Source organism: Rhodopseudomonas sp. P2A-2r, assembly GCF_026015985.1.
In the GTDB taxonomy this organism is placed as follows: Bacteria; Pseudomonadota; Alphaproteobacteria; order Rhizobiales; family Xanthobacteraceae; genus Tardiphaga.
The window spans coordinates 6112135-6136418 of the sequence record NZ_CP110389.1 but is presented as its reverse complement, the minus strand read 5'-3'; the positions used below and the strand labels follow the sequence as shown (position 1 = coordinate 6136418).

Genomic DNA, 24284 nt, shown 5'->3' with positions numbered 1-24284 from the left:
GAAATGCTTCACTCTTGATGGATCAGACTCTAGCGGCTCTCGCGCAGCCATGTGGCGGCGAAGGCGCCGAGCAGCAGCAGTAGCCCTATCAAACCGGCGAAGACCGGAAGCACGCCGACGCCGCGGACCACGCTGGCGTCGCGCATATGCACGCCCATCCAGCCGTCGCCACGGAACACCGAGGATGAGCGCACCGGCACGATGCGTGGCAGATCGAGGCTGGCGCCGTCATGGATCCGCCGGGAGTCGCCGCCGGTGGCCTGCGCCAGCGGCCGCAACATCTCCGTCGTCGAGGTGACTTCGGAGAATTCCTTGGGGTTGATCGGACCGATATTGATCAGCGCCTTCAGTGTGCCGTCGGTGGCTTGCCAGAGCCCGAGTCCGTCGGCGGGCGTGCTGGCGCGCCACAGGCCTGGTTCGCCGGCAGCCAATGTCAGCTCGCGCATCTTGCCGGATGGCGAGGTCACCGTCACCGGCGCCACCGTGTCGCCCATGGTCTGCCTGTTGACCACGAGGTCCTTGCCGGCGATCGAGAGCTTCAGCGCCTCCTCATCGAGATCGGGCTGCTTCATCAGCCAGTGCGACATCCTTCTCAGCAGATCGAGGTGCGGGCCGCCGCCTTCATAGCCACGCGCCCAAAGCCAGATGTGATCGGACAGCAGCAGCGCCACGCGGCCCTCGCCGGAGCGCGACAGCAGCAGCAGCGGCTTTCCATCGGCGCCGGTCATCACCGGCGGCGTGGTGGTGTTGCGGGTCTCGACGGTGCGGAAGAAGCGGCTCCATTTCGGCGGCTCGGAGGCGCCGCCTTCAAGGCCGCGGGTCACCGGATGGCGTTTGCCCATGTCGGACAGATGCGCATAGAACGGCCTTTCGGTCACGCCGACCGGCTCGGCGGGCAGCACTGAATCCAGCGGCGTGCGCCAGATGCTGGTGCTCGAGGCGTAGTCGGGACCGGCCGACACCAGCACCGCGCCGCCGTTGCGCACATAGCGCGCGATGTTGTCGAAATAGGCGATCGGCAGCACACCCTGACGGGCATAGCGATCAAAGATGATCAGTTGGAATTCGTTGATCTTGACCTGGAACAGTTCGCGGGTCGGAAACGCGATCAGCGAGAGCTCGTTGATAGGCGTGCCGTCCTGTTTTTCCGGCGGCCGCAGAATGGTGAAGTGCACGAGGTCGATGGACGCGTCGGATTTCAGCAGGTTGCGCCAGGTGCGCTCGCCGGCATGCGGTTCGCCCGATACCAGCAGCACCCGCAGTTTGTCGCGCACGCCGTCGATGGCCACCACCGCGCGGTTGTTGACCAAAGTCAGCTCGTTCTCTAGCGGCGAAGCCTCGATCTCGACGATGTTCGGGCCGGCGTGCTTGATATCGATGTCGATGCTGACGGTCTGGCCGGACATCACCGTGCGCTCGCTGAGCACGTCGCCGTCGCGGCGGACGACGACCTGGGCGCGCTGCCCGGTCACGCCCTGATCGTCGAGCCGGTAGGTGATGGTCTGTGGCTGCCCGACGATGCCGAAGCGCGGCGCCGCGGTAATGGCGATGCGGCGGTCGCGTTCGTTGCTGCGGCCGGTGATCAGCGCATGCACCGGCGCGGTAAAGCCGAGTGCTGCGGCATTGGCGGGAATATCGTGCACGCGGCCGTCGGTGATCAGAAAGGCGCCGGCGACGCGGTCGGTGGGCACATCCGACAGGGCGGACGACAGTGCGCCGAACAGCCGGGTGCCGTCGGTCTCGCCGTCGGCCTGGCCGGCCTCGACGACACGGACTTCGAGGCCCTTGACCTGCTTGAGACGGTCGACCAGCGCCTGCTGTGCTTCGGCGGTCTCCTTGGTGCGCTCGCCAAAGCTCTGGCTCGGGCTCTTGTCCACCACCACGGCCGCCACGGAGGTCAGCGGTTCGCGCTCCTCGCGCGTGAATGACGGATTGGCCAGCGCCAGCAGAATCAGCACCAGCGCCGCCACCCGCACCAGCGCGCCGCGCGCGCGGCCGATCCGCAGCAGCACGGCGATCACAGCGATCGCGGCGATGCCGATCCACAGCACGATGGTCGGGACGAGCGGCGTGAAGACGATGCCGTATTGCATTTACGTGATGCCTCCACAAACGCCGTCATGCCCGGCCTTGTGCCGGGCATCCACGTGCATCTGGTGCAGAAGGCCGTGGATGGCCGGGACATCTCGCGAAGCGAAGCTTCGCGCTTGCCCGGCCATGACGGCTGAGAGGTCGGAGGCTCGCAACATCATCATTGTCCCAGCCGTTCGATCAGCGCCGGCGCATGGACCTGGTCGGCCTTGTAGTTGCCGGTCAGCGTGTACATCACGATGTTGACGCCGGCGCGGAAAGCGAATTCGCGCTGGCGCGGTTCGCCGGGGGTCAGTGGCAGCATCGGCTGGCCGTCCGGGCGCAGCGCCCATGCGCCGGCGAGATCGTTGGAGGTGATGATGATCGGCGACACGCCGTCGCCGCCGCGCGCCGGGCGTGAGGCGGCCTCGTCCGCATCCTCGCGCGGCAGCGCCTCGACCCAGGTCGGTCCGGAGTTGAAGCGGCCGGGGAAGTCGCGCAGCAGGTAGAACGTCTTGGTCAGCACGTGTTCGCGTGGCACCGGCTCGAGTTCCGGCACATCAAGCGACGAGAGGATGTTGCGCAAGGTCAGCATGCCCGGCGTCTGCGACTCGCCGCCCGGTCCCGGCGGCGCCTCGACGGCGTCGCGGGTGTCGAACAGAACGGTGCCGCCCTGCTTCATATAGGCGTCGATGCGGTTGATGGCATCCTGCGGCGGCTTCGGCGCGCCCGGCACGATCGGCCAGTAGATCAGCGGGAAGAAGGCCAGTTCGTCGCGGGCGGGATCGATGCCGACCGGCTCGCCGGCCTCCAGCGCGGTGCGTTGCGCGAGGAAGAGCGTCAGCCCGGTCATGCCCGCCTTGACGATGGAATCGACGTCGGCATTGCCGGTGACTACGTAAGCGAGGCGCGTCTGCGCCACCGCCTTGATGGCGAAGTCGTCGCTGGCGGCATCGGCGCGCACCGGCGATGGCGAGCCCATCGTGGCGGTCAGCGCCAATGCCAGAGCCAGTGCGGCGGTCGCTGCACGCCGCCGTATCAGCGCGGCAAAGCCGCCGCCGAGCAGGGCGACGATCACCGCGTCGATCAGGAACAGCGCCAGCGCGGTGGACAGCAGAATGCCTCTGAGGTCGCGCGGTTCGGCCGATGTGTAGCTGGCGCGGCGCGCCTTCAGGGCCGAGGTGTCGAGCGGAGCAAGGCGGTCGGCGGCAGCCAGCGCATTGACGGCGAGCGGTCCGTCGGCGGGGCCGTAGAAGCCGGGCGGATGTTCGACCGTGGCGCGGTCGCGGAAGTCGGCGGGCAGCGGCTTGGCGGTGGAGGGGCGGGCCGAACGCGCCAAAGCCGTCCAGCGTGCGCAGCGGCGCCACCGTTTCGGTGCCGGTCTCCGCAGCGACGCCCGGGCCGGGAGTCGAGGTGTAGCCGGAGATATCGACGATCCGGCGCAGCATCTCCACGAAGGTGCCGGACAGCGGCAGGTCGGACCAGCGCATGTCGGCGCTGACGTGGAACAGAGTGACCAAGCCCTTGCCGCGATGTTCGCCGGTCACCAGCGGGGTGCCGTCGACCAAAGAGGCCCAGGTCCGGGTCGCCAGCGCCGCGTCGGGCTCGGCGAGCACCTGACGGTTGATGGTGACATCGGGGGAACGGCGAGGCCGGCGAACGGACTGTCGGCGGCGAACGACGCCAGATGCTGCGGCTTCTCCCAGGTGAGGCTGCCGCCGAGGCTGCGTCCGCCGCGGCGCAGTTTGACCGGCACCAGATCATCGTCGGCCTGGGCGAGGCGGGGACCGGCGAAGCGCACCAGCACGCCGCCCTGCGCGATCCAGGCGTTAATGCGCTCGCGGATTTCCGGCGACAGCGTGCCGACATCGGCGAGCACGATCATCGGCAGTTTCTGGTCGAGGAACTGGGCGATGGCCTGCTGCGGCGCGCCGCGGTCGCCGAGTCGCACATCCGCGAACGGCGCCAGCGCACGGGTCAGGTAGAAGGTCGAGGCCAGCAGCGGCTGCGCGGTATCGGTGGTGGCGCCGGAGACGATGCCGATGGCGCGGCGGCGCCAGCGCTTGTCGAGCAGTTGCACCGCGCCGGCCGAGCGCTCGCCGGAAATTTCGAGCCGCGCGATGTCGTTGCGCAATTCCACGGGCAGTTCGAATGCGGCTTCGGTCTCGCGCTCCTGCGGCGCGAAGGTGAACTTGGCCTCGCCGATCGGCGAGCCCTTCTGGTCCAGCCCGCGCACCACGCCGCTATCGAGTCCGCCGGCGCTGGCGCGCAGCACCTTGACGGTCATCTTGGCCGCGGCGTTCTCCGCGGCGGCCAGCGCATGGGCCGGCGCCGCACCGCCGTCATAGATCGTCAGCGTGCGGTCGCCGATGACCTTGCCGAGACCTTCAGAGAATTCGGTGCCGCGGCCGGTGTCGACGCCGTCGGACAGCCACACCAGCTCGCTGTCGCCGGTGGCTTTCAGGAAGCGTTCGATGGCCGGCAACGTCTCGACCCGCTCGACCGCATAGGGCTTTGGCGCCAGCTGGCGCAGCGCCACGCGCGCGGTGCCGCCCGGCAGCAAAGTGATGTCGCGGGTCGGCTCCGACAGCGGCACCAAGGCGACGCCGCGGCGATCGCTGTCGGCATTGGCGATCAACTCGTCGGCGGCCCGGATGCGCGCATCCCAGCTCGACGCGGCACTCCAGCCGTCATCGAGCAGGATCACCAGCGGCGCCTTGCTGGCGGTCGCGCCGGTCTGCGGATTCCAGATCGGGCCGGCGGCGGCGAAGATGATCAGCGCTGCGGCGAGCAGGCGCAGCAGCGTCAGCCACCACGGCGAGCGTGACGGGGTTTCTTCCTTCGGCGCGATCTCGAACAGCAGCCGGGTCGGCGGAAACGACACGCGCTGCGGCCGCGGCGGCATCACCCGCAGCAGCCACCACAGCACCGGAAGGCTGACGAGACCTAGCAGCAGCAGCGGCTGGGCGAAAGCGAGGGGAAGGCTGCCATCATGCGATCCGTCCTGCCTTGACGACGGCGCCGCCGCTGTTGCCTTTGTTGACCATCATGCCGTTGTGCAGGAATAGCAGCAGCTCTGCCGCCGAACGGCTGGTGGTGTGGGTGGAGAACATCCAGCCCAGCTTGTCGGCCTCGGCGCGGATCTGGTCGCGATGGATGGCGACGCGGTTGACGTAGTCCTCCGCCCATCTTTCGGCGCGGCCGGCGGTGATCAGCTGACCGGTTTCGGGCTCGATGAATTCGACGCGTCCGGAATAGGGAAAGCTCTCTTCGGCGGGATCGACTACCTGCACCAGCGTGCCGTGCGCGCCGGAGGCCGACAGGCCGGCCAGCATGGTCCTGATCTCGGACATCGGCGACCAGAAGTCGGACAGCACCACGATCTCGGCCAGCGCCGCCGGCACGAAGGACGGCGGCAGGCTGTCGCGTGCGCCGGTGTCGTGCAGGATCGCCTGCGCCATCTTGTCGAGCACGCCGCGGCTGGCGGTGGGATTCATCAGGCCGGGAATGCCGACGCGTTCGCCGCCGGCCACCAGCAGTTCTGCCAGCGCGAAGGTGACGATCAGCGCGCGCTCCAGCTTGCTGTCGCGCGCCTGCTTCGAGGCGAACGCCATCGATAGCGACCGGTCGGGCCACAGCCAGATGGTGTGCGCGGCTTCCCATTCGAGCTCGCGCACATAGAGATGATCGTCGCGTGCCGAGCGCCGCCAGTCGACGTTCTGCGCCGGCTCGCCGGAGACGAAGCGGCGATACTGCCAGAAGCTTTCGCCGGAGCCGGCGCGACGGCGGCCGTGCAGGCCGTGGATCACATTGGCGGCGATGCGGCGGGCCTCGAGCACCAGACGCGGCAGCGTCGCGGCGAGCGAGCGGCTCTCCCCGTCGGCGCGTCGGACTGCGATGGCTTCGTGGCTGGCCTGCTCCGCCGTTGCTGCCATCAACCGATCCGTTTCTTCAACTGACGGATCACGTCGGGAATGGTGCGGCCCTCGGCGCGCGCCGGGAAGGTCAGCGCCATGCGGTGCTTGAGAATGGGCTCGGCGAGATCGAGCACATCGTCGATCGACGGCGCAAGACGGCCGTCGAGCAGCGCCTTGGCGCGTACGGCGAGCATTAGCGACTGGCTGGCGCGCGGTCCGGGGCCCCAGGCGATCAGCTTGCCGGCATCGCCGGCGTCGGGACCAGGACGCGCCGAGCGCACCAGCGTCAGGATCGCTTCCACCACGCTGTCGCCGACCGGCAGGCGACGCACCAGGCGCTGCGCGGTGATCAGCACATCGGAGGTGATGGCGGCCTTGGCGATGGTCTCATCGGCGCCGGTGGTTTCGAACAGGATGCGGCGCTCGGCGTCGCGGTCGGGATAGTCGACGTCGATTTCCATCAGGAAGCGGTCGAGCTGGGCTTCCGGCAGCGGATAGGTGCCTTCCTGCTCCAGCGGGTTCTGCGTCGCCAGCACATGGAACGGCTTCGGCAGGTCGTGCCGTGCGCCGGCCACGGTGATGTGCTGCTCCTGCATCGCCTGCAGCAGCGCCGACTGGGTGCGCGGGCTGGCGCGGTTGATCTCGTCGGCCATCAGCAGTTGCGCGAACACCGGACCGGCGATGAAGCGGAACGAACGCTTGCCGGTGCCGCTCTCGTCGAGCACTTCGGCGCCGAGAATGTCGGACGGCATCAGGTCCGGCGTGAACTGGATACGCTTGGCGTCGAGGCCCAGTGTCACGCCGAGCGTCTCGACCAGCTTGGTCTTGGCGAGGCCGGGGACGCCGATCAGCAGCGCATGGCCGCCGGACAGAATCGTCACCAGCGTGTTCTCGACGACCTTGTCCTGGCCGAAGATCACAGTGGCGATCGCTTCCTTGGCCGCGCGCATCTGTCCTGCGACCTGCTCGGCGGAACGGATGATCACGTCTTCCAGTTTTTCGACACTGTCGCCAGCCATCCGTTGCTCCTTCGCGTGAAACGCCACCGATGGCGTCGTCTTGCCATGAACCTCATGCTAAACTCTAGCGAAGGCCATGTATTTGTTGAATTAAACTATCCCCACCTTATCCGGCGGCAGCTATGGATCGCATCACGATACGGCGAGTTGGATCAGAACACCGCAACCGAGAACTTGCAGCAATCGTGCCAGCGGCAGTCTCAAACTCAGGGCAAACAATGGCGAAGCAAGGGCAGATCGCGACCCAAGGCCTCGACGGGCTGACCAATGCAGCCAGAGATGCCGCTGCGGGCGGTAAAGCCGGGAAGGGCTTGCCGCCGGTGCATCTGTGGAATCCGCCGTTCTGCGGCGATCTCGACATGAGAATCGCTGCCGACGGCACCTGGTTCTACCTGGGAACGCCGATCGGCCGCCCGGCGCTGGTGCGGCTGTTCTCGTCGATCTTGAAGGTCGAGGACGGCAAGCACTTTCTCGTGACCCCGGTGGAGAAGGTCGGCATCACCGTCGATGATGCACCGTTCCTGGCGGTGGAGATGGTCAGGGAGCAGGATGCGGGCGGCCAACTGCTGCGGTTTCGCACCAATGTGGACGACTGGGTGGTCTGCGATTCGGCGCATCGGCTTCGCTTCGAGATGGCGGCCGATGGCGGGCTGGTGCCTTATCTCCACGTCAGAGCCGAGCTGTGGGCGAAAGTGACGCGCGCGGTCTATTACGATCTGGTTGACATGGGCGAGGAGCGGGTGGTCGATGGCAAGGCGATGTTTGGAATCGCCTCCGCGGGTGAGTTCTTCGCAATGGCGGATACGGAGCAAATGAGGGAAGCGCCTTGAGTGAGTCGTTGCTGACGACGGACGCGACTGCCGCGGACAGACCCTCGTCAGATTTGAATTTTGTGGAATTCTTCAACCGCGCCCGGGCGCGATTGAACTTCGACGTACCTGCCGGCCTCACCGACGCCGCCGTTGTGCCGGTGTCCGGCGACGCCGGCACTGACCGCATGTTGCAGATCATCGCCGCCGAACAGCCGATCCGGCCCGCCGCTGTGCTGATCGCGGTGGTCCAGCACGAACAGCCGACCATTTTGCTGACGCAGCGCGCCGCGCATCTCAACGACCATGCCGGGCAGGTCGCCTTTCCCGGCGGCAAGATCGACGCATCAGACGCTTCGCCGCTCGACGCCGCCTTGCGCGAGGCCGAGGAGGAGGTCGGGCTTGACCGCTCCTATGTCGAACCGATCGGCTATCTCGATCTCTACGGCACCGCCTTCGGCTTCCGCATCCTGCCGACGGTGGCGCGGGTCAAGCCCGGCTTCACGCTGCGCGTCAACGAAAATGAAGTCGAAAGTGCCTTCGAGGTGCCGCTGGCGTTCCTGATGAATCCGGCCAATCATCAGCTGCACAGCAAGGAATTCCGCGGCGCGGAGCGCTCCTATTACGCGATGCCATTCGAGGAACGTTATATCTGGGGCGCGACCGCAGGCATCCTGCGCGTGCTGTATGAACGGATTTGCCTGCCATGATCCGTCCGGTCCTCACGGAAATCGGCATCTTTCTGATTCCGTTCGCGCTCTATGCCGTGTTCCTGCTGGCCAGCAGGAACGGCGTGCTGGTGCAGACGTCGTGGCCGGTCCATGTGCTCGTCAAGCTGGCGATCGCGGCCCTGCTGCTGACCATTCTCAGCCTGGTGCTGCTTGCGAACTTCTCGGGTGCGCCGCCGAGTTCGACCTACATTCCCGCGCATATCGAGAACGGCAGGCTGGTGCCCGGGGTCGAGAAATGACCGACGCGCGTGTGCTCCATGACGCGCCCTGGCTTACCTCCGGCGCGGCGGCCCGCGTGCTGGCGCTGCTCAATGGCGGCGGCGAGGAAGCGCGTGTCGTCGGAGGCGCGGTGCGCAACGCGCTGATGCGGCTGCCGATCGGCGACATCGATATCGCCACCACGGCACTGCCCGACGAAGTGATCCGCCGCGCAGCGGCTGCGAAGATCAAGAGCGTACCGACCGGCATCGCGCATGGCACGGTGACGCTGGTGGTGGACGGCCAGCCGTTCGAGATCACCACGCTGCGCGAGGATGTCGAGACCTTCGGCCGCAAGGCGACAGTCGCGTTCGGTCGCGACTGGGTACGCGATGCCGAGCGCCGCGACTTCACCATCAACGGCCTTTCGGTGTCGTCAGACGGCGTGGTGCACGACCATGTCGGCGGGCTGGAAGACATTGCAGACAGGCGTGTGCGCTTCATCGGCGATCCCGACCGCCGCATTGCCGAGGACTATCTGCGCATCCTGCGCTTCTTCCGCATCCACGCGATGTATGGCGCCGGTGAGCCGGAACGCGCAGGCCTGCTCGCCTGCATCCGCGGACACGCCGGCATGGCCGGCCTCTCCGCCGAGCGTGTGCGCATGGAAATGCTGAAACTGCTGGTCGCGGATGGCGCGATGGCGGCCGTGCAGGCGATGGCCGATGGCGGGCTGCTGCTGCAGATTTTCGGCGGCGTTGCCTATACCGGACCGTTCGCGGCGATGCTGGCCGCGGAAGCGGCGCTGGGCTGGACGGCCGATCCGATTTTGCGGCTCGGCGCGCTCGGCGTAGCGGTCACCGAGGACGCCAAACGGCTTGCGACGCGCTTGCGACTGACCAATGGCGAAACCAGGGCACTGGATTCCATGGGGCATCGCTGGTGGCGGCTCCGGGGAATGGATGAAGCCACGGCGCGGCGCCGGCTGTATCGCCTCGGCGAGGAGCGCTACCGCAACCGGGTCATGCTGGCCTGGGCGCGTGCCGGATCAAGCGTCGATCCCGCTCCCTGGAAAATCCTTGTCACCTTGCCTGAGCGCTGGACCGCGCCGAAATTCCCGTTGAAGGCGGCCGACTTCATCGCGCGCGGCATTGCCAGGGGCCGGCACTCGGCCAAGTCATCGCGCTGGCGGAAGACGCCTGGCTGGCGCAGGACTTCCCGCTCGAACCGGAGGCCATGACGGCCATCGCCGATACGACGGTGGCCCGGTTCAGCGCCGACCATCTGCTGTAGGAGCCACTTCCTGAGGTGGCATCGCCCGGCCGGCGCGCAATTGCGCGCAAGCCGGGTGACGACAACCTTGCCTGGAATCACGCAACCTTGGCGGACTCGTCTTCTTCATCTTCTTCTTCGTCGTCGGTTTCGTCGGTTTCGTCGACTTCGAGAACCTCGAGCACCGCCAGCGGCAGCGTCTCGCGGAACAGGTCGCCTTCGTCGCCCATCCACATGCACACGACCGAGGTCTGGTTGACTTCGGCCACGGTCAGCGGATGACCGCCGGACTTCAGCATGACGACATCGCCTGGTCTCAAATCCATAATCTGCTCCTTGATGGGGTTATCGCGAGCGGGAGCCTAACGGTTTGTCATGACAGGCCGATCACGCAGACGGTTTAGCCGATTATGGTTCGCGTGTCTGCCGCAGCAATGCTGCCAGTTCGGCGCCGAGGCCGGTGCTGTCGAGCGCCGGTGGGTCGGCGCGCCGAAACGATGTCTCATTTGCTGCGGCGATGGCCGCACGGGTTCCGACTTCGACGGAACAGAGCACCGGCACCGGTACGTCGTGCTGGATTCGCGCCGCAAGCCCGGCCAGTGCCGCGCCGCCGAGGATCACCACCTCGGCGCCATCGTCGATGGCGCAAGTGGTGCAGGCGGCCGCCAGTTGCACCAGCGCGGCGTCGGGATTTTCGGCAATCTCGCCGCCGGTAGGCGCGATGGTACGGACCGCGGCGAGGCGATCGGCCAGGCCGAGCGTGGCGACGAATTCGGTCAGCATCGGCTGCCACAGCGCGCCGCCGGTGACGATGGCGAAGCGGCGGCCGCGCGTACAGGCGGCGATGCAGGAGGCTTCGGCCATGCCGACCACCGGCACGTCGACCAGTTCGCGCAGCGCCAGCAGGCCGGGATCGCCGAAGCAGGCGAGATACACCGCGTCACAACCGTCGCCGTGGACAGCCAGGGCATCGAGCGCGGCGTGACCGGCAATGGCCGCCGAGGCCCGGCTGGAAATGTAGCGGGCACCGAACCGGCCGGTGACCGGCACGAACGCGGCCGCATCGCCGGCGATTGCGCGGACGTGCGATGCGACCAGGTCGGTGACGCCTTGCGTGGTGTTCGGATTGATCAGCAGGATGCGCAAGGGTGGTCTCGGGCCGCAGGGTGGGCAAAGGCGCCGTGCCCACCGCCCCGCGAAATGGTGGGCACGCCTCGACGCGCTGCGCGCGCCGAAAGTTTGCCCACCCTACGATCGCAGCGTCATTATGCAATCCCGCGTTATGCAGCGACCTTGCTTGCCACCTGCTCCAGCTCGGCGACGGCGTCGTCCGAGAGGTCCAGTTGGGCCGCATCCAGATTTTCCCGCAGGTGTCCGAGTGACGAGGTGCCGGGGATCAGCAGGATGTTGGGCGAGCGGCGCAGCAGCCACGCAAGTGCGACTTGCATGGGGGTGGCGCCGAGGCGTGCGGCGACCGCGGACAGGCCGGAGGATTGCAGAGGGTGAAGCCGCCGAGCGGAAAGAACGGCACGTAGGCGATGCCGTCGCGGGCCAGCTGGTCGATCAGCGCATCGTCGGCGCGATGCGCCAGGTTGTAGTGGTTCTGCACGCAGACGATGTCGCAGATGCCGCGGCCTTCCGCGACCTGCGTCGCCGTGACGTTGCTCAGCCCGATGTGACGCACCAGACCCTGACGCTGCAGGTCCGCCAGCACCGTGAGCATCGGCGCGATCGATCCCTCGGCGGGGCCGTGGACATCGAACATGATGCGCAGGTTGACCACGTCGAGCACGTCCAGGCCGAGGTTGCGCAGGTTGTCGTGCACGGCCTGGGTCAATTGCTTCGGCGCGAACGCCGGACGCCATGAGGCATCGTCGCCGCGCAGTGCGCCGATCTTGGTGACAATGGTGAGATCGTCGGCATAGGGGTGCAGCGCCTCGCGGATGATCTGGTTGGTGACGTGCGGGCCGTAGAAGTCGCTGGTGTCGATGTGGTTCACCCCGGAGGCCACGGCCTCGCGCAGGACGGCCAGCGCGGCGTTGCGGTCTTTCGGCGGACCGAACACGCCGGGCCCCGCGAGCTGCATGGCGCCGTAGCCGAGCCGCGTCACGCTGCGGTTGCCGAGGGTAAATGTGCCGGATTTTTCGATGGTCGACATGGTCGCTCTCCGTTGTTGGTCACGCACAGATAGCGGTCGCGACATCGCGCGATAATCCGGTATAATCGGGACGGGCTGTGCGGAGAAGCGAACAATGGATGTCGATCTCGGGGACTTGAACGCATTCGTGGTTGTGGCCCGGGCAGGGGCTTTCGCGCCGCCTGGATCGGCGGACGCAGTGCGTCCGGTCTCAGCGAGGCGGTGCGGCGGCTGGAAACCCAGTTGGGCGTCCGGCTGCTCAACCGAACCACCCGCAGCGTGGTGCCCACCGAGGCCGGCGCGCATCTGCTGGCGCGGCTGGGGCCGGCATTGACCGAGGTCGAGGCCGCCATCGACGTGGTCAACGGGTTTCGCGACCGGCCGGCGGGGCTGTTGCGCCTCAACGTGCCGGTCAGCGCCGCGCGGCTGGTGCTGCCCCACATCGTCCCGGATTTCCTCGCGGCCTATCCCGACGTGCGGATGGAGATCGTCACCGAGGAGAGCTTTGTCGACGTGCTCGCCACCGGATGCGATGCCGGCATCCGCTACGACGAGCGGCTGGAACAGGACATGATCGCGGTGCCGATCGGGCCGCGCGTGCAGCGCTTCGCCACCGCGGCGTCCCCGGCCTATCTCGATCGCCATGGCCGGCCTCAGCACCCGCGCGATCTGCTGGGCCATGCCTGCCTGCAGGGCCGCTTTGCCAGCGGCGCGATGCCGCCCTGGGAGTTCGAGCGCGCCGGCGAGGAAGTGCGTGTCGATGTGACCGGGCCGCTGGTGGTGCGGGTCGGCGGCGGCACCGATCTCGCGATCGACGCGGCGATCGCCGGCACCGGCATTGTCGCGCTGTTCGAGGACTGGCTGCGCCCGCATATGGAGAGCAGCGCGCTTGAGCCCGTGCTGGAACCGTGGTGGATGAGTTTTTCCGGGCCGTTTCTGTACTACCCCGGCCGCCGTCTGGTGCCTGCGCCGCTGCGGGCATTCGTGGATTTTATCAGGGCATCGGGATCGCGATCCTGACGGCGTGCCACCCCGGAGCCGTTTGCTGCCGCCGAAATCACTGGTATGGCAGGGGCCATGGAGCCATCACTGGTCACAACGACTGCGACGCCGCCCGCCCGTGCCTGCGGGACCTGCACCATGTGCTGCAAGGTCTACCGCATCGAGGACCTGAACAAGCCGGCCGGCAAATGGTGCACGCATTGCGCCATCGGCTCGGGCTGCAAGATCTACGATGTCAGGCCGCAGCAGTGCCGCACCTTCGACTGCGTCTGGATCCAGGACCCCTCGATGCCGGACTCCTGGAAACCCGAACATTCCAAGATCGTGTTCTCGGTCTGGCCGGCTACCGGCTTCATCTATGGTCAGGTCGATCCCGGCGCGCCGTTCGCATGGCAGAAGGAACCGTATCTGTCGGGGCTGCGCGCCTGGTCGGAGAAGCTGCTGCAGGAGCGCCGGCACATCCTGATCTTCGTCGGCAGCAACGCCACGTTGATCATGCCGCCGGGGCCGGTGCCGATCGGGCCGATGTCGCCGCAGGACGGGTTTGTCGTTCGTGAGACTTTCACGGCGCGCGGCAAGGATTATGTAGCGACGCGGGTGGCGCAAGGGGCTGACGACAGCAGAACGCCGACGGCCGCGGTGGCAGGCGTCGGCGTGCTGTATCGGTTTTGTGAATTAGGCCGCGCGCACGTTGCCGAGGAAGCGGCTGACTTCGTTTTTCAGCCGGGTGCTATCCTGGGAAAGCGACTTGGCGGCCGTGAACACCTGGGAGGAGGCCGCGCCGGTTTCGGAGGCGCCGCGCTGCACATCGACGATGTTGGACGACACCGCCATGGTGCCCTGCGCCGCCTGCTGCACGTTGCGGGAGATTTCCTGGGTGGCCGCGCCCTGTTCCTCCACCGCCGAGGCGATGGTCGAGGAGATCTCCGACATCCGGCCGATGGTGTTGCCGATTTCCTGAATGGCGTTCACCGACTCCTGCGTTGCTGCCTGGATTCCGCTGATCTGCTGGCTGATCTCGCCGGTGGCCTTGGCGGTCTGTTCCGCCAGCGCCTTTACTTCGGAGGCGACGACAGCGAAGCCACGGCCGGCATCGCCGGCGCGCGCCGCCTCGATGGTAGCATTCAGCGCCAGCAGGTTGGTCTGGCCGGCGATGGTGTTGATGAGTTCGACGACGTCGCCGATCCGTGCCGCAGCCTTGGCCAGTTCGCCGACGCGCGCATTGGTGTGGCGCGCCTGCTCGACAGCCTGGTTGGCGATCCCTGCGGATTCCTGCACCTGGCGGCTGATCTCGTTGACGGAGGAGGTCATCTCTTCGGTCGCCGAGGCCACCGACTGCACGTTGGCAGAGGCTTCTTCCGAAGCCGCGGCGACGGCGGTGGTGAGGTCCTGCGCGCGTTCCGCTGTGGACGTCAGCGTGCTGGCTGAGGCCTCGAGTTCGGTGGATGCCGACGATACCGTCTCGACGATTTCGCCGACCGCGGCTTCGAATTCGCCGGCCAGCTTCATCATCTCGGCCTTGCGCTGGGTGGCAGTGCGGACTTCCTGTTCCTTCTGCTCGGCCTCCATCGCGCGCACGCGCAGCCCGTTGTCCTTGAACACCTGCAGCGCCTTGGCCATGTCGCCGATCTCGTCATTGCGCTCGGTATAGTCGATGGCCTCGCCGAGATTGCCTTCGGCCATCACTCTCATCTTGGCATTCATGCGTTGCAGGGGCGTCGTGACCCGGACAATCACGATGATTGCGGAGGCGAGGCCGATCAGCACGGCGATGGCCGCGACGGTGTAGGTCGTAGATTTTGCCGACGCGTAGGTCTGGTTGGCGACCGTGATGGCTTTTTCCGCGCCCTGGTTGTTCAGATCGATATCGGCATCGAGGGAGGCCAGCCCCGCGTTGAAAGCTTTCGCGCCTTTGATGAACAGCGCCGCAGAATCCTCTTTCTTGCCGGCTGCCGCAGCGGCCAGCGCCCGTTTGTGAAAGACCATGTAGGTGCTCCATTGGTCGGTAAACGTCGACCACAGGGCTTTTTCTTCAGGGTTTGACATCAGCGACTGATATTTGAGAAAGAGCTTCTCGATGTCGGACTGCGCGATGACCAGTCGGGATCCGGTATCGGCAAGGATCGCCGGATCGTCGTTCTGGACGATTCGGGTCTCTAGCAGCCGAATCCGGGTCGCCAGATACTTGATCTCGCCGAGCACCTTCATCGAGGGCAGCCAGTTGCTGGCGAGATCCTCGGCGCCAGCTTGAATCTGCTGCGACTTCGAGATGGCCGTCACTCCTTGTCCCGCACTCAGGAGGACGAGCGCCGAGAGGATGCCGATGAGCGTTGTTTTCAGGGTGAGGCGCATGAGGTGCAGTCGTTCTTCGCTGGACCGCGACGGCTCCAAGCCATTGCAGTCTGGTGTCATTAAAATGCTGATGAAAATCGCCACGTACTGAAGCGAATTGCCGGTACTATCGGGGGCAAACATTGCCCTTACATTAATACCATCATTCAATATCGACGGGCATGTCGGGGAATATCGGTCGGACGTGACCGTTCAGCTCTGAAGCCGGATTGCCGCGCGCGTTCGCAGGCTAACTGAAGACAAAGAAAAGCCGACGCCTGCGGTGGCAGGCATCGGCTTGCTGTGTCGGCTTTGTGACTTAGGCTGCGCGCACGTTGCTGAGGAAACGGCTGACTTCGTTCTTCAGCCGGTTGCTGTCCTGGGAAAGCGACCTGGCGGCGGTGAACACCTGGGAGGAGGCCGCGCCGGTTTCCGAGGCGCCGCGCTGCACGTCGGCGATGTTGGACGACACCGCCATGGTGCCTTGCGCGGCCTGCTGCACGTTGCGTGAGATCTCCTGGGTCGCAGCGCCCTGTTCCTCCACCGCCGAGGCGATGGTCGATGAGATCTCCGACATCCGGCTGATGGTGTTGCCGATTTCCTGAATGGCACTCACCGAATCCTGGGTCGCGGCCTGGATGCCGCTGATCTGCTGGCTGATCTCGCCGGTGGCCTTGGCAGTCTGTTCGGCCAGCGCCTTGACCTCCGACGCCACCACGGCGAAGCCACGGCCGGCTTCGCCGGCGCGCGCGGCCTCGATGGTGGCGTTCAGCGCCAGCAGGTTGGTCTGGCCGGCGATGGTATTGATGAGTTCGACCACATCGCCGATCCGGGCCGCGGCCTTGGCCAGTTCGCCGACGCGGGCGTTGGTGCTGCGCGCCTGCTCGACGGCCTGGTTGGCGATCCCTGCGGATTCCTGCACCTGGCGGCTGATCTCGTTGACGGAAGAGGCCATCTCCTCGGTCGCCGAAGCCACCGACTGCACGTTGGTGGATGCTTCTTCGGAGGCGGCCGCAACGGCGGTGGTGAGGTCTTGCGCCCGTTCCGCTGTCGACGTCAGCGTGCTGGCGGAGGCCTCGAGTTCGGTCGAGGCGGACGACACCGTCTCGACGATCTCGCCGACCGCGGCTTCGAATTCGCCGGCCAGCTTCATCATCTCGGCCTTGCGCTGGGTGGCGGTGCGGACTTCCTGTTCCTTCTGTTCGGTTTCCATCGCGCGCACGCGCAGCCCGTTGTCCTTGAACACCTGCAGCGCCTTGGCCATGTCGCCGATCTCGTCATTGCGCTCGGTGTAGTCGATTGTCTCGTCGAGCTTGCCGTTGGCGATGACCGTCATCTTCGCATTCATGTTCTGAAGCGGGGTGGTGACGCGGAAGATCACCAGCAATGCGGAGGCCATGCCGATCACGAGCGCGATGGCGGCAACCGCGTAGGTCAGGATCTTCGCGGCGACATAGATATCGCCGGCCCGCACGACGGCGGCATCCGCACCCTTGTTGTTCAGGTCGACGCCGGCATCGAGTGCGGTCAGCGCCGCGTTGAAATTCTTCGCCGCGGGGCCGTTGAGCATCGCCGCGGCCTCTGCCTTCTTGCCCCCGGCAACGGCCACGAGAACCTGCTTCTGGATTGCCAGGTAAGCGTTCCATTTCTCCTGGAATGACGACCACAGGGCTTTTTCTTCCGGCGACACGATGAGCAGCTGGTAAGCACTGGAGCGCTTGTTCATGTCCGAAAGTGTCGCGGCCATTCGGGTTTCGCTCTCGCTGCGGATCGTGGCGTCCTCGTTCAACGCGATTCGCGATTCGAACAGCCGGATGCGCGTCGCGAGATATTTGATCTCGCCGAGCGTCTTGACCGAGGGCAGCCAGGACTTGCCGATTTCCTCGGTGCCCTGGTTGATCTGCTGCGATTTGGAAACTGCTGTGAATGCCTGTCCGACGATGAGGAGGATCAGAATCGAGACGATGCCGATGAGGGTTGTTTTTAAGGTCAGGCGCATAATGGGGGGGACTCGCGATGTTGGGACCGCCAGCGCGAGATCGCCCGACGGCCTGAAATCAAAACCGACTCTGGAAAATCGCTACAAACTCAAGCGAATTACCACCAATATCGGCTCCGGACGTTTCCTTTGCGTTAATATTAAACGTGTCAGCGGCCCCGGGGCCGCGAACTGCACATTATCTGGATCTGGAATACGGCAGCCCGTGCGCTCAGTCACTTATGCCGGGACGTGCACGGATGCTGCTTTTCGATGGCGACGCCTGCGTCGGAGACGGAGCTCAGGTCGCAGGTCCGTAGTAGCAGCAGCTTTCGCCGCAGCTGTCGCGATGAACGCTGACGCGCACGATCGTTCCGGCGTGCGAGACGCGGTCCCAGATGTAGCGCGTCAGATTTTCTAGCGTCGGCAGCCCGAGGTCCGCGACATTGTTGAGCAGCTTGTGGTCGAGCCGCTTCTGTACATCGGCCATGCCGCGATCGAGCACGCCGAGATCCATCACCATGCCGGTCGCCGGATCCTGCGTGCCGCGGATGGTCACCTCGGCGCGGAAGGAGTGGCCGTGGATCTCCTCGCTGGCTTCGCCCAGCGTGGTGCCGGCCAGCGCATGCGCAGCCTCGAAGCGAAACGATTTTGTCAGTTCCCACATGGTTGTGCTCGTTACCTGATGCCGATGGACTTGTGAGTCTGCACGCTCATCCGCCAATGCGGATGCTGCAGGCAATAGTCGATGGTGCGTGCGATGTTCTGCGCGGCATCCGGGCCGTCCATCGCCTGCAGTGAAAAGCGCTCGAAAGCGAGGCCGGCGAAGCGTTCCGGCATGGCTTCGGGCTGCGGATAGACCAGCTTCAGCTCGTGCCCGCTGCGAATGCGTAGTTCCGCGCCGGCCTTCGGGCTGACGCAGATCCAGTCGATGCCGTCTGGCGCTTCGACCGTGCCGTTGGTCTCGACGCCGATGCTGAATCCCTGCCGGTGCAGGGCCTCGATCAGGGCGGCATCGACCTGCAGCAGCGGCTCGCCGCCGGTGAGCACCACGTAGCGGTCGGTCTCGCCGGCCATCCATTCCGCGGCAATCGTCGCGGCGAGGGCCTCGGCGGTGGCGTAGCGTCCGCCGAGCGTGCCGTCGAGGCCGACGAAATCCGTGTCGCAGAATCGGCACACCGCCTCGGCGCGGTCCTGCTCGCGGCCGCTCCACAGGTTGCATCCGGCAAAGCGGCAGAACACCGCCGCGCGCCCGGCATGGGCGCCTTCGCCCTGCAAGGTCAGGAAGATTTCTTTTACCGCGTAGCTCACGTCGCCGGCTCTCCGTTGGGAGGGGCGGTCTAGCGCAGCCGCGCGCCCAATGCCATTCGGAAGCCCGTGCCGTCTATTCGCCGCTCTGGATCGGAACCGACTTGTCCGCGCTCGCATCGCGCGCGGCGCCGAGCAGCCGGCGCACTTTCACGACCAGATCGTCGTCGCGAAACGGCTTCTGCACGATGCGGTCCTCGCTGACATCCTCCAGCGCCGACGTATCGGCATAGCCGGTGACGAACAGGATCGGCAGGCCGGGCCGCCGCAACCGCACTTCGCGCGCCACTTCGGCGCCGTTCATGCCGGGCATGGCAAAATCCAGCACCAGCAGGTCGTAATCGGTGGCGCTCTCCAGCAGGTCGAGCGCGGCGCCGCCGCTGCCGGCCTCGATCACGATGCAGCCCAGTTCCTGCAGCATCGCCGAGGTGACTTCGCGCACGGCGCTGTCGTCGTCGACCAGCAGCACGCGGCGCGGCCGACCCGACATCCGGCCGGTGGGCGCGATCCTCTGCTCGGCAGGTTCGGGGGCCTGGCGGGCCGTCGATCGCGGCAGATAGACCTTCACGGAGGTCCCCTGGCCCACCGTGCTGTCGATCTGGACGCCGCCGCCGGATTGCTTGGCGAAGCCGTAGACCTGCGCCAGCCCCAGTCCGGAGCCCTTGCCGACCGGCTTGGTGGTGAAGAACGGCTCATAGGCCTTGGCGAGCACCTCGGGCGGCATGCCCGAGCCGGTATCGGTCACGGACACCATGACGTATTGCCCGGCCGGCGGCGCATCCGGCCGCTGCGGCGGGCCGAGCATCACATTGGCGGTCGCCACCGTCAGCGAGCCGCCCACCGCCATGGCGTCGCGGGCGTTGATGGCGAGGTTGAGGATCACCAGTTCGATCTGCGTGGCATCCACCAGCGCCGGCCACAGGTCGGGCTGCAGCACCGTCTCGAGCCGGACCTCGCCGCCCATCGAACTCTGCAGCAGGTCGCGCATGCTGGCGACGGTCTCGTTCAGATCGAGCGGCTTGGCCTCGAGCCGCTGCCGGCGCGAGAATGCCAGCAACTGCCCGGTCAGCCGTGCGCCGCGATCGGCGGCGGCCTTCATGTAGCCGAGCCGCTCGCGCGCCTTGCCGCCAATGCCGGCCTGCTCGAGCGTGCGCTCGAGAAAGCCGATATTGCCGAGCACCACGGTCAGCAGGTTGTTGAAGTCATGGGCGACCCCGGAGGTGAGCTGGCCGACCGCCTCCAGCCGCTGCATCTGCCGCAGCGTCGCTTCCACGCGCCCGCGCTCCTCGATCTGCGCCACCAGCTGCCGGTTGGCCGCGGCCAGTTCGGAGGTGCGTTCGCTGACGCTGGCTTCCAGCCGCTCGGTGAAGCGGCGCAGTTCGGCCTCGGCGCGCACCCGCTCGGTGACGTCGGATCCCTCGACGAAAAGCCCGCGGACGGCGCCGTTTTCCTCGACGACCGGTTGATAGACGAAGTCGACGAAGCGTTCCTCGAATGCGGTAGCGGGCGTGCGCTGCAGAAGAACCTTCTGGCCGGTGCCGACGAACGGCCGGCCGCTGCGAAAGCAGTCGTCGAGAATCTCGAGAAAGCCCTGGCCCACCACCTCCGGCAGCGCCTCGCGCACCGGAAGGCCGATGACCTTGCGATTGCCGATCAACCGCATGTAGGCGGCATTGGCCAGCGTAAAGACGTGATCCGGCCCGTCGAACATCGCCATGAAGCCCGGCGCCTGCTCGAACATCTTGCGCAGCCGGTCCTGTTCGGCGGCATTGCGGCGGTCGGCGAGCACCCGCTCGGTGGTCTCGACCACAATGGCGATGACGCCGGCCGGCCGCCCGCTCTCGTCCGGAACCGGCGAGTAGTCGAGGTTCATCCAGACCTGTTCGGGGACGCCGTTGCGATACAGCGTCAGTTCCATATCGCGATAGGCCAGCGTGCCGCCGGCGAGGCCGACCTTCATGACGTGGTCGTTGAAGTCGGCGACCTCCGGCCAGCCCTCGCGGACCTTGCTGCCAAGCAGCTGCGGATGCCGTCCGCCCGCGAATACCGAATAGGCATCGTTGTAGATCATGATGCCGTCGTCGCCCCACAGCATCACGATCGGGACGGTGGAACGGATGATCAGCCCGGTGGCGGTCTTCAGGCTTTGCGGCCAGGAGGCGAGGGGGCCGAGCGAGGTCGAGGACCAGTCATAGTCCCGGATCAGGGCGCCTGTTTCGCCGCCGCCTTCCAGGAAACTGGTTGTTTCGATCGTATGGGGTGGGACAGGCAGGACGGATCTCCGGCAAAAGGACCGCTTGCGGCACGGATACGCAGGATTTGCGCGAACGTCACCTGCCAGTTTGCTGCAATCGACAAGCCAACCTTCGGCAAGTGGCGACGCCGCGATTTGGTTCCGCAGGACAATGCGGCCGGCTTGCGGGGACAAACTCAGGGCGGCGACGGCCCGGCCTGCCGCAACGCCTCGCCCATCGCCATCGCCGCGGCCATGGCGATATTGAGCGAGCGCAGGCCGGCGCGGATCGGGATCACCACCCGGGCGTCGGCGGCGGCTGCCACCGCATCGGGGACCCCGGCGGATTCCCGGCCGAACATCAGGATGTCCCGGGCGGTGTAGCGGTGCTCGAGATAGGGCGTGGCGCCCTTGGTGGTGAACAGCACCAGCCGCAGGTCGTTCGCGGCGCGCCACTGTTCGAAATGGCCCCAGGAGTCATGGCGGACGATGGTCACATGGTCGAGATAGTCCATGCCGGCGCGACGGAAATGGCGGTCGGAGATCGGGAAGCCGGCGGGCTCGATGATATGGGCTTCCACGCCGAGGCAGGCGCACAGCCGCAGGATGGTGCCGGTGTTTTGCGGGATGTCGGGCTGATAGAGCGCGATGCGCATAGGGTGGCGGCTCCGCGGCGGCACGATGCCGCCGCCCGGGGCCAGCCGATAGCGGTCCCGCGCCGATGCCGCAAGCCGCGCGCTATTCCGCCGGCGCCAGCCGTCCGCCCGGGCGAGTTGCCCCGGTTTCGCGCACCCGAACCCGGACCCGGGCGCGGCGCTTGCGCCACCAGATGACCACGCCGGTCACCGACAGTACCGCGACGACGAGGCCCATCAGCGAGATCAGGATGCGGCCGGGCAGGCCGGCGATGCGGCCGGAATGCAGCGGTAACTGCAGCTGCACGAAAATGTCGGCGGCGGTACCGACCCAGGGCACCCGGTCGCCGATCGGGCGGCCGTCCTCGCTGTCGTAGTACAATTGCGCCGGCGCGACGCCCGCGGCGCCGTGGTCCTCGCCGGGACGAAAGAACCCCGCAGCGTAGACGCCGTGGGCCGCGCCGTAAAACAGCGAGCCGACCGGGGCGTCCCAGCCGCGGGCTTTGCCGTCGGCGGTGGCGCGCGCCAGAATGTCGGCGAAGGTCATTTTCGGCTCGATGGGATGGTCGAGGTCGCGGTACTCGCGCAGCTCGAAAGGCGTCGGCGTGTAGTCCGAGACCTTCTTCATCAGCGGCGAAAACACCTCGAAATACAGGTTCAGCGAGAACGCCGTGAAGGCGATGACGAACAGCAGCGCCCAGGTCCACAGGCTGAAGGCCCGGTGGATGTCGAAGTTGATGCGATAGGCGCTGCCGGAGGTCTTGATCTTCCACGCCGGCTCCCAGCGCGCCCAGAAACCCTTGCCGAGTTCGCGTTCGACGGAGGCCGCTCGCCCGGCCTTGACGAGCCGGCGTGCCGGCAGCGTCAGGTAGAAGCCGACGAAGCAGTCGATGGTCCAGATGATGGCGATGACGCCAAGCAGCCGCGCGCCCCAGCGGTCGCTGCCCCAGAACTCCGGGATGTGCATGGTGTAGTGCAGCTTGTAGAGGAACGAGACGAAGTTCTCCCGGGTCACCGGCCACACCGCGCCCCAGTAACGCCGGCCCAGTTCGGCGCCGGTGTTGGGATCGAGGAAGACCTGGTTGTAGTCGAGGGTGAAGCGCTTGCCGGTGGCCGGGTCGATCTGCGGCTGCACGAAGAACGCCAGCGACTCGCCCTTTTCCGGCGTGGTCAGCAGGTAGCGGACGCGGGCGCGGGGGTCGCGCTGCTCGATCAGGGCTGCGAGTTCAACCGAGGGGCGGGCCGGGCCCGGCGTGGTGACGTCGAAGAGCTTCTTGTTCAGGAGATCGTCGAGTTCGTGGTCCCACGAAATCACGGCGCCGGTGATTCCGGAAAAGAACAGGAAGCCGGCCGTCAGCAATCCGGCCCAGCGATGCAGTTTTCCGAAGATCGATCTCATGATGCCACCGTCGGTCGGTTGGTGCGACGACCGCCTGGCCGCTCCCCGCGCCGGGCCGCGCGTTGCGCGAGGCCACGGTCGTCCCCGGCGGCCTGCGCCGGGGGCAGGGCCATCGCGCCGGTCGGTTCGGGAATGGTTCGGGCTGTCGTCACGCGGCCTCTGAATGCTGCTCCGGCGTTGCCGGTATTTTGCTGCTTCAGCTCTAGGCGCAGACACGGCGCGATGACCAGCCGTTGGGGTTTAGAATAGATTGAGACCGCGCCGTGCGATCCCGGCGATCGCGCAAACACTGCAGAATGCGGCGATTTCCGCGACAATCTGTCCCGTCATCGGCCGGCCGACGGATCGGCGGCGGATGTCGGGGGCGGCCCCGCGGCGACCGGTCGGGCGGCTCAAATCGCGGCGCGTCCGGACCGCAGGAGGGGCCCGCATTTGTCGGAATCCGTGCCCTGAAATGTCGGGACGAAAGGCAGGCAGCCCCTGTTTCAGTGCATTGCACGCGCGCAGGCAGATAGTGGGCTTGCACTGCCGCAGCAAGGGTGCCAATAGAACGATTCTGGACTGTCTGTTCCGCCTGCCTGGCCGGGACAAATGGTCGTTCTGCCGCCGCGGCAATCGCGGACGCCGGCGCTCCCAGGGGGTTGCACGCATGTCGCGTCACCGGGCGGGGATCGCCTGCTGCAGATGAGAAAGGGCTTGGAATCGTGACGACATCGTCTTCGGCGGAACCGACACGCCGTGATTTCCTCTTCGTAGCAACGGGCGCGGTGGCCGCAGTTGGCGCCGCTGCCGTGGCCTGGCCGCTGATTTCCCAGATGAACCCGGATGCCTCGACCATCGCCGCCGGCGCCCTGATCGATGTCGATCTGACGCCGATCGCCGAGGGCCAGGACATCAAGGTGTTCTGGCGCGGCAAGCCGATCTACATCATGAACCGTACCAAGAAGCAGGTCGAAGAGGCCCGCGCGGTTCCGACCGCCAGCCTGCCAGACCCGCAGTCTGACCAGTCCCGCGTCAAGGAAGGCCACGACCAGTGGCTGGTGGTGATCGGCATCTGCACCCATCTCGGCTGCATCCCTATCGCCCATGAAGGCAATTACGACGGCTTCTTCTGCCCGTGCCACGGCTCGCAGTACGACTCGTCCGGCCGCATCCGTTCCGGCCCCGCGCCGCTGAACCTGCCGGTGCCGCCTTACGCCTTCATTTCCGACACCAAGATCAAGATCGGCTGAGCCTCGGCCCTCT

17 protein-coding genes and 4 pseudogenes are annotated in these 24284 nt (G+C 66.6%); 6 read left to right on the top strand and 15 right to left on the bottom strand.

Going from position 1 to position 24284, the window contains the following annotated elements; genetic code table 11:
- Positions 1 to 29: 29 nt before the first annotated feature.
- The 4 genes and pseudogenes from ONR75_RS29545 to ONR75_RS29530 form a co-directional block, all read right to left on the bottom strand.
- The gene (locus tag ONR75_RS29545; protein ID WP_265080374.1) at positions 30 to 2093 is read right to left on the bottom strand and encodes a hypothetical protein; all 2064 of its coding nucleotides are present in this window, start codon (positions 2091 to 2093) and stop codon (positions 30 to 32) included.
- A gap of 158 nt (positions 2094 to 2251) precedes the next feature.
- Positions 2252 to 5029: pseudogene (locus tag ONR75_RS29540) on the bottom strand (DUF4159 domain-containing protein).
- A gap of 31 nt (positions 5030 to 5060) precedes the next feature.
- Entirely contained in the window at positions 5061 to 6005 is a 945-nt protein-coding gene (locus tag ONR75_RS29535; RefSeq protein ID WP_265080373.1) for a DUF58 domain-containing protein, read from the bottom strand.
- Positions 6005 to 7006, bottom strand: coding sequence for an AAA family ATPase (locus ONR75_RS29530; RefSeq protein WP_265080372.1), 1002 nt, complete (start codon positions 7004 to 7006; stop codon positions 6005 to 6007). Before ONR75_RS29530 ends, ONR75_RS29535 begins: the two co-directional genes overlap by 1 nt.
- A 218-nt stretch (positions 7007 to 7224) precedes the next feature.
- On the opposite strand from ONR75_RS29530, the gene ONR75_RS29525 reads away from it, so the two are divergent.
- The 4 genes and pseudogenes from ONR75_RS29525 to ONR75_RS29510 all read left to right on the top strand — a co-directional run bounded on the left by ONR75_RS29525 (position 7225) and on the right by ONR75_RS29510 (position 10037).
- Positions 7225 to 7836: a DUF1285 domain-containing protein gene (locus ONR75_RS29525; protein ID WP_265083847.1), complete on the top strand. Its 612-nt coding sequence runs from the start codon at positions 7225 to 7227 to the stop codon at positions 7834 to 7836.
- Positions 7837 to 7889: 53 nt separating this feature from the next.
- The gene (locus tag ONR75_RS29520) at positions 7890 to 8525 is read left to right on the top strand and encodes a CoA pyrophosphatase (protein WP_265080371.1); all 636 of its coding nucleotides are present in this window, start codon (positions 7890 to 7892) and stop codon (positions 8523 to 8525) included.
- A complete protein-coding gene (locus ONR75_RS29515; RefSeq protein ID WP_265080370.1) occupies positions 8522 to 8785 on the top strand; it encodes a DUF6111 family protein in 264 nt (87 codons plus the stop codon). Before ONR75_RS29520 ends, ONR75_RS29515 begins: the two co-directional genes overlap by 4 nt.
- Positions 8782 to 10037 (top strand): annotated as a pseudogene (locus tag ONR75_RS29510) (CCA tRNA nucleotidyltransferase). The gene ONR75_RS29515 and the pseudogene ONR75_RS29510 overlap by 4 nt, the downstream one beginning before the upstream one ends.
- A 77-nt stretch (positions 10038 to 10114) precedes the next feature.
- Here ONR75_RS29510 and ONR75_RS29505 read toward each other — a convergent pair.
- The 3 genes and pseudogenes from ONR75_RS29505 to ONR75_RS29495 all read right to left on the bottom strand — a co-directional run bounded on the left by ONR75_RS29505 (position 10115) and on the right by ONR75_RS29495 (position 12174).
- The gene (locus ONR75_RS29505) at positions 10115 to 10342 is read right to left on the bottom strand and encodes a YodC family protein (RefSeq protein WP_265080369.1); all 228 of its coding nucleotides are present in this window, start codon (positions 10340 to 10342) and stop codon (positions 10115 to 10117) included.
- An 82-nt stretch (positions 10343 to 10424) separates the two neighbouring features.
- Positions 10425 to 11162 (bottom strand): aspartate/glutamate racemase family protein, encoded by a 738-nt coding sequence (locus ONR75_RS29500; RefSeq protein ID WP_265080368.1) that lies wholly within the window; start codon positions 11160 to 11162, stop codon positions 10425 to 10427.
- Positions 11163 to 11296: 134 nt separating this feature from the next.
- Positions 11297 to 12174: pseudogene (locus ONR75_RS29495) on the bottom strand (aldo/keto reductase family oxidoreductase).
- Between the two features lie 94 nt (positions 12175 to 12268).
- Here ONR75_RS29495 and ONR75_RS29490 point away from each other — a divergent pair.
- Positions 12269 to 13173, top strand: a pseudogene (locus ONR75_RS29490) (LysR family transcriptional regulator).
- Positions 13174 to 13517: 344 nt separating this feature from the next.
- On the opposite strand, the gene ONR75_RS29485 reads toward ONR75_RS29490, so the two are convergent.
- From ONR75_RS29485 to fsrB, 8 genes are all read right to left on the bottom strand, one after another.
- On the bottom strand, positions 13518 to 13721 hold the full coding sequence (locus tag ONR75_RS29485) for a hypothetical protein (protein ID WP_265080367.1): 204 nt from the start codon (positions 13719 to 13721) through the stop codon (positions 13518 to 13520).
- Positions 13722 to 13830: 109 nt separating this feature from the next.
- Positions 13831 to 15507 (bottom strand): methyl-accepting chemotaxis protein, encoded by a 1677-nt coding sequence (locus ONR75_RS29480; RefSeq protein WP_265080366.1) that lies wholly within the window; start codon positions 15505 to 15507, stop codon positions 13831 to 13833.
- 298 nt (positions 15508 to 15805) lie between these two features.
- Positions 15806 to 17485, bottom strand: a complete 1680-nt coding sequence (locus tag ONR75_RS29475) for a methyl-accepting chemotaxis protein (protein ID WP_265080365.1) — start codon at positions 17483 to 17485, stop codon at positions 15806 to 15808.
- A 280-nt stretch (positions 17486 to 17765) separates the two neighbouring features.
- On the bottom strand, positions 17766 to 18131 hold the full coding sequence (locus tag ONR75_RS29470) for a 6-pyruvoyl trahydropterin synthase family protein (RefSeq protein WP_265080364.1): 366 nt from the start codon (positions 18129 to 18131) through the stop codon (positions 17766 to 17768).
- An 11-nt stretch (positions 18132 to 18142) separates the two neighbouring features.
- Positions 18143 to 18775 carry a 7-carboxy-7-deazaguanine synthase gene (queE, locus tag ONR75_RS29465; protein WP_265080363.1) on the bottom strand — a complete coding sequence of 211 codons (633 nt, stop codon included), beginning with the start codon at positions 18773 to 18775 and terminating at the stop codon, positions 18143 to 18145.
- A gap of 73 nt (positions 18776 to 18848) precedes the next feature.
- Complete coding sequence (locus tag ONR75_RS29460; protein ID WP_265080362.1) at positions 18849 to 20867, bottom strand: response regulator; 2019 nt, start codon at positions 20865 to 20867, stop codon at positions 18849 to 18851.
- Between the two features lie 335 nt (positions 20868 to 21202).
- A complete protein-coding gene (locus ONR75_RS29455; protein WP_265080361.1) occupies positions 21203 to 21661 on the bottom strand; it encodes a tRNA (cytidine(34)-2'-O)-methyltransferase in 459 nt (152 codons plus the stop codon).
- Between the two features lie 82 nt (positions 21662 to 21743).
- Positions 21744 to 23039 carry a siderophore utilization protein FsrB gene (fsrB, locus tag ONR75_RS29450; RefSeq protein WP_265080360.1) on the bottom strand — a complete coding sequence of 432 codons (1296 nt, stop codon included), beginning with the start codon at positions 23037 to 23039 and terminating at the stop codon, positions 21744 to 21746.
- A 704-nt stretch (positions 23040 to 23743) separates the two neighbouring features.
- On the opposite strand from fsrB, the gene petA reads away from it, so the two are divergent.
- Positions 23744 to 24271, top strand: a complete 528-nt coding sequence (gene petA / locus ONR75_RS29445; RefSeq protein ID WP_265080359.1) for a ubiquinol-cytochrome c reductase iron-sulfur subunit — start codon at positions 23744 to 23746, stop codon at positions 24269 to 24271.
- The last annotated feature ends 13 nt before the right edge of the window (positions 24272 to 24284 follow it).

Coding starts and splice junctions, on each gene's coding strand:
- ONR75_RS29545 (WP_265080374.1), bottom strand. CDS start 2,093: ATGCAATACGGCATCGTCTTCACGCCGCTCGTCCCGACCATCGTGCTG.
- ONR75_RS29535 (WP_265080373.1), bottom strand. CDS start 6,005: ATGGCAGCAACGGCGGAGCAGGCCAGCCACGAAGCCATCGCAGTCCGA.
- ONR75_RS29530 (WP_265080372.1), bottom strand. CDS start 7,006: ATGGCTGGCGACAGTGTCGAAAAACTGGAAGACGTGATCATCCGTTCC.
- ONR75_RS29525 (WP_265083847.1), top strand. CDS start 7,225: ATGGCGAAGCAAGGGCAGATCGCGACCCAAGGCCTCGACGGGCTGACC.
- ONR75_RS29515 (WP_265080370.1), top strand. CDS start 8,522: ATGATCCGTCCGGTCCTCACGGAAATCGGCATCTTTCTGATTCCGTTC.
- ONR75_RS29505 (WP_265080369.1), bottom strand. CDS start 10,342: ATGGATTTGAGACCAGGCGATGTCGTCATGCTGAAGTCCGGCGGTCAT.
- ONR75_RS29480 (WP_265080366.1), bottom strand. CDS start 15,507: ATGCGCCTCACCCTGAAAACAACGCTCATCGGCATCCTCTCGGCGCTC.
- ONR75_RS29475 (WP_265080365.1), bottom strand. CDS start 17,485: ATGCGCCTGACCTTAAAAACAACCCTCATCGGCATCGTCTCGATTCTG.
- ONR75_RS29470 (WP_265080364.1), bottom strand. CDS start 18,131: ATGTGGGAACTGACAAAATCGTTTCGCTTCGAGGCTGCGCATGCGCTG.
- ONR75_RS29460 (WP_265080362.1), bottom strand. CDS start 20,867: ATGCTGTGGGGCGACGACGGCATCATGATCTACAACGATGCCTATTCG.
- ONR75_RS29455 (WP_265080361.1), bottom strand. CDS start 21,661: ATGCGCATCGCGCTCTATCAGCCCGACATCCCGCAAAACACCGGCACC.
- fsrB (WP_265080360.1), bottom strand. CDS start 23,039: ATGAGATCGATCTTCGGAAAACTGCATCGCTGGGCCGGATTGCTGACG.